The 3,914-nt window shown below is 38.9% G+C and carries 2 protein-coding genes and 1 rRNA gene; 1 reads left to right on the top strand and 2 read right to left on the bottom strand.

Going from position 1 to position 3,914, the window contains the following annotated elements; all coding sequences use genetic code 11:
- The first annotated feature begins 67 nt into the window (after positions 1-67).
- Positions 68-185 (top strand): 5S ribosomal RNA (gene rrf / locus PX636_RS22400).
- Between the two features lie 47 nt (positions 186-232).
- On the opposite strand, the gene PX636_RS22395 is transcribed toward rrf, so the two are convergent.
- Both PX636_RS22395 and PX636_RS22390 read right to left on the bottom strand, forming a co-directional pair.
- Positions 233-2,857 carry a DNA polymerase III subunit alpha gene (locus PX636_RS22395; RefSeq protein WP_288118994.1) on the bottom strand — a complete coding sequence of 875 codons (2,625 nt, stop codon included), beginning with the start codon at positions 2,855-2,857 and terminating at the stop codon, positions 233-235.
- Positions 2,858-2,942: 85 nt separating this feature from the next.
- Entirely contained in the window at positions 2,943-3,773 is an 831-nt protein-coding gene (locus PX636_RS22390; protein ID WP_288118992.1) for an amino acid ABC transporter substrate-binding protein, read from the bottom strand.
- Positions 3,774-3,914 lie beyond the last annotated feature (141 nt).

The following is a 3,914-nucleotide window of genomic DNA, read 5'->3' as shown; positions in this document are numbered from 1 at the left end:
GGCTTGACCTGATTCTTCTTTTCACCACTTTTTTCCTAGCTTTTGCAGTCTTGAGGGTTCTACCCTTCCTGGTGTCTTTAACGTGATGGCACCACTCCGATTCCATCCCGAACTCGGTTGTGAAACTTCACCGTGGCCAAGCTCCTTGTCGGGTTGCCGACCGGGACAATAGCTCGATGCCAGGATTATTCTTTCCTACCCCTCAATCTCACCAGATTGGGGGGTTTGGTTTTTAGGAAAAATCAGAGGATTTTAAATCTAAACCTCGCTCAAATATTGTATCTATGGCTAACATTTCTCCGTCGCTAGTCATAAATTTATGATCTTTGGTTGCTTGGATAGTTTGCCCATTTTCTAGGGTGTATTCAAAGACTTCTTGTAAACCTCGCTCGTGCCATTGAGAGATTGGTTGACTATAAACAAAACCATTTTGGTCAACAGTATAAACAGTGCAGTTAATTTCTTCGCTCACAATTTTAGCAATTGGTAATAATCCGTATTCCTCAGTTAAAATTAACGTCTCACCTCCTAGACAATATTCGGCAAAATTTACCATCTGTTCAAAGAGATTTTCAGCGATTCTTTTTTCCACACCATTTTTAGCAGCACCATCGATAAACATCTCCCTTTGTTTCTGCATTTCGGAGGCTTTTTTCTTACCCATTGCCCGACGCAATAGATCCGCTTCTCCTAGGGAATAACCAGCTAAATCCTGCGCCATTTTCATAATCTGTTCTTGATAGACTAAAACTGCGTAGGTTTCCTTAAGAATTGGTTCCAATAAAGGATGATCATAACGAATGGGTTCTCTACCGTGTTTTCTGCCAATAAAGAGAGGAATTAATCCCGCATCTAAAGGTCCGGGGCGATAGAGTGCTAAGATTGAAGATATGTCCTCAATACCCGATGGTTTTAACTCTTTAACTATCTGTTTCATCCCCGATGATTCTAACTGGAAAATACCTTCTAAATCCCCTTCTTCTAGTAATACGTGGGTTTTGATAATATCGGGAGGTAGTTTTTTATGTTCCCCTTTAGCCCGAATTTGCAGGGCTTTTCTTTCATCTAAAGGCAATTGATCCAGATCGATATCTATGCCCTGATTTTGTTTAATTAAATCGGCGGTTTTTTTCAAAGTGGTTAAATTTCTTAACCCTAAAAAGTCCATTTTTAACAATCCCAATGATTCTAAATCCTCCATGAAATATTGGGTAATTACCGCCCCATCATTATTTTTCTGGAGGGGAACCACTTCATCTAAAGGTTGGGAAGAAATGACGACTCCCGCGGCATGAACTCCGAAGGTTTTGTTAGTACCTTCGATACGAATTGCCATATCTAACCAATGACGCACATGGGGTTCCGTATCGTATCTTTCTTTAAATGCCGGTTCGGGAGTTTCATCGGAAATCATCACTTTTAAAGGTGTGGGTTTACCGCGAGAAACGGGAATCATTTTCGCCATTTTATCCGATTCGGCGTAGGGAATATCTAACACCCGCGCCACATCTTTTAAGACAGCTTTTGATGTCATGCGGTTAAAAGTAATGATTTGGGCAACATTAGCCTCCCCGTATTTTTCCGTGACGTATTGGATCATTTCATCCCGTCTCTCGATACAGAAATCCGTATCAATATCAGGCATAGATTTCCGTTCAGGATTGAGAAAACGCTCAAATAATAAACCGTGATGAACGGGATCAATATTGGTTATTTTTAAAGAATATGCTACCAAAGAACCCGCCGCCGAACCGCGTCCTGGACCGACGGGAATATCATGATCTCTAGCATATTTTATATAGTCCCAAACGACGAGAAAATAGGTAGAAAATCCCATTTTCTGTAACATTTTTAATTCGTATTCAAGCCTTTCTTTGTAAACAGGCTCAATCTCGTGACGAGAAGGACATTTTAATCTTTCTAGTAATCCTAACCAAGCAATTTCTTCTACATAACTATCAGCAGTATGTCCGGCAGGAACAGGATAATTAGGCAGCCTTGGTTCATTAAATATGTTATAAGGTTCGACTTTTTCTGCTACTTCTAAGGTGTTATTAATCGCTTCTTCAATCACATCTTCTGGCAGATGATCACGAAAAAGTAAGCGCATTTCATCAGCAGATTTTAAGTATTCTGTGCCGCTATAACGGAGACGTTTATCTTCAGTAATTAACTTGGCAGTTTGAATACAAAGCAAGGCATCGTGTGCCTCTACATCGTAACAGGAAATAAAGTGAGAATCGTTAGTAGCAACTACTTTGATTCCTAATTCTTTAGCAATTTTAACTATTTCTACATTGACAATCCGATCTTCTTTAGAACCATGGTCTTGAATTTCTAAATAAAAATCATCACCAAAAAGTTTTTTATACCATTTAGCCGTTTCCTTAGCCAGTTTCCTGTTATTAGCTAAAATCGCTTGGGGAATCTCTCCACCCAAGCAAGCACTGGTAACTATCAATCCTTCGTGGTATTGTTGGAGTAACTCTTTATTGATACAAGGACGAGCAAAAATACCTTTACCTTGAATACCTTTCAGATTAGAAATAGTAGTTAATTTAACTAGATTTTTATAGCCTTGGGTATTTTTGGCTAAAACAACTTGATGATATTTTCGGTGGCGAAGATTGACTTCAATATCGCCATTGACTACATACATTTCATTGCCAATAATTGGTTTTATTCCCTTATTACGGCAGGTTTTAATTAATTCGATCGCACCATACATGACTCCATGATCGGTTAAAGCGATCGCCGGTTGTCCTAATTCGATCGCTCGATCAATTAGTGCAGGTAATTGGGAAGCACCATCAAGTAAGCTATAATCACTGTGAATATGTAAACCGACAAAAGACATAGTTTTTCAGGAAAAAGTGACAAGGAAAAGGGGAAAAAAAATCAGAATTTACTTACTTTTAATTTTCAGCAATTACAGTCTATTTTTAGGGTTGATTGAGAATCGTATAGGGGAAAAAACCTTGTTCTAAATTAAACCATTGTTCTCGCAGTTTCTGGTTATCATTGCTGCCGACAACAGTATCAACAAATTTTTTCCATTCGGGATCGTTTTTGGGTAAAATACAGCCATAAAGTTCGGTGGTAATCGGTTGACGGGGTAGTAGCACAAATTGTCGCGGATCCTGTCCTTGTTTAACGATTTCCCCCAGTAGAAGAATTCCATCACTAACCACTGCTTTAACTTCTCCCCTTTGTAATTTTGCCACTGCCTCACTTCGATCGCTGACAGCTTGCCAATTAGCCAGAGGATAGATATAACGAATAATACTATCGGTGGTGGTGTGGGGAATATAGGCGATCGCAACTGCCGCTAAAGTGTTATTAATATCTATTTTATCAACATTTTCCCTTTTAGTTAGAAATTGCGCTCCTGTCATAAAATAGGGAATAGAAAAATTAACCTTTTCTAGTCTTTCTTCCGTGATTGTTGCCGCATTACAGGATAAATCTACTTGTCCCTGTTCCACTTGCTGAAAACGATTATTAGTCGTCGCTTCTGTAAAGTTTATTGTAACCGGTTTACCTACTTCTTGTTCTAATCGACGTTGGACTAAGCGCATTAATTCCACTCCATAACCTGTCCATTGTCCCGTTTTCTCATCGATATAACTAAAGGGAGTAGCGTCTTTTCTGGCTGCCGCTTTTAATTCTCCCGTGCGAGCAATTCTTTGTAAAACTGTTTCTGCCAAGGCTGATAAATGTAGGTTATTTATCAGTAAAAGACCTAGAAAAATAAACCAAAAGTTTTTAGACATATCAAGAAAGCAAGAAGAGGACAGGAGATAGGGAGAAAAAAGCTAACGGCCGATGTGCGATTAGCAAATGCTGCTATATTTTAACTAGAGCTTGCTGAATAAATCTAAAAACCTTGTTGGATAAGACTTTTAGACCTTTTT

The organism is Microcystis sp. M53598_WE2 (genome assembly GCF_030067735.1).
Classification (GTDB): Bacteria; Cyanobacteriota; Cyanobacteriia; order Cyanobacteriales; family Microcystaceae; genus Microcystis; species Microcystis aeruginosa.
Note: the sequence above shows the minus strand (reverse complement) of the source record. Positions and strands in the feature narration are given on the sequence as shown.

Coding starts and splice junctions, on each gene's coding strand:
- PX636_RS22395 (WP_288118994.1), bottom strand. CDS start 2,857: ATGTCTTTTGTCGGTTTACATATTCACAGTGATTATAGCTTACTTGAT.
- PX636_RS22390 (WP_288118992.1), bottom strand. CDS start 3,773: ATGTCTAAAAACTTTTGGTTTATTTTTCTAGGTCTTTTACTGATAAAT.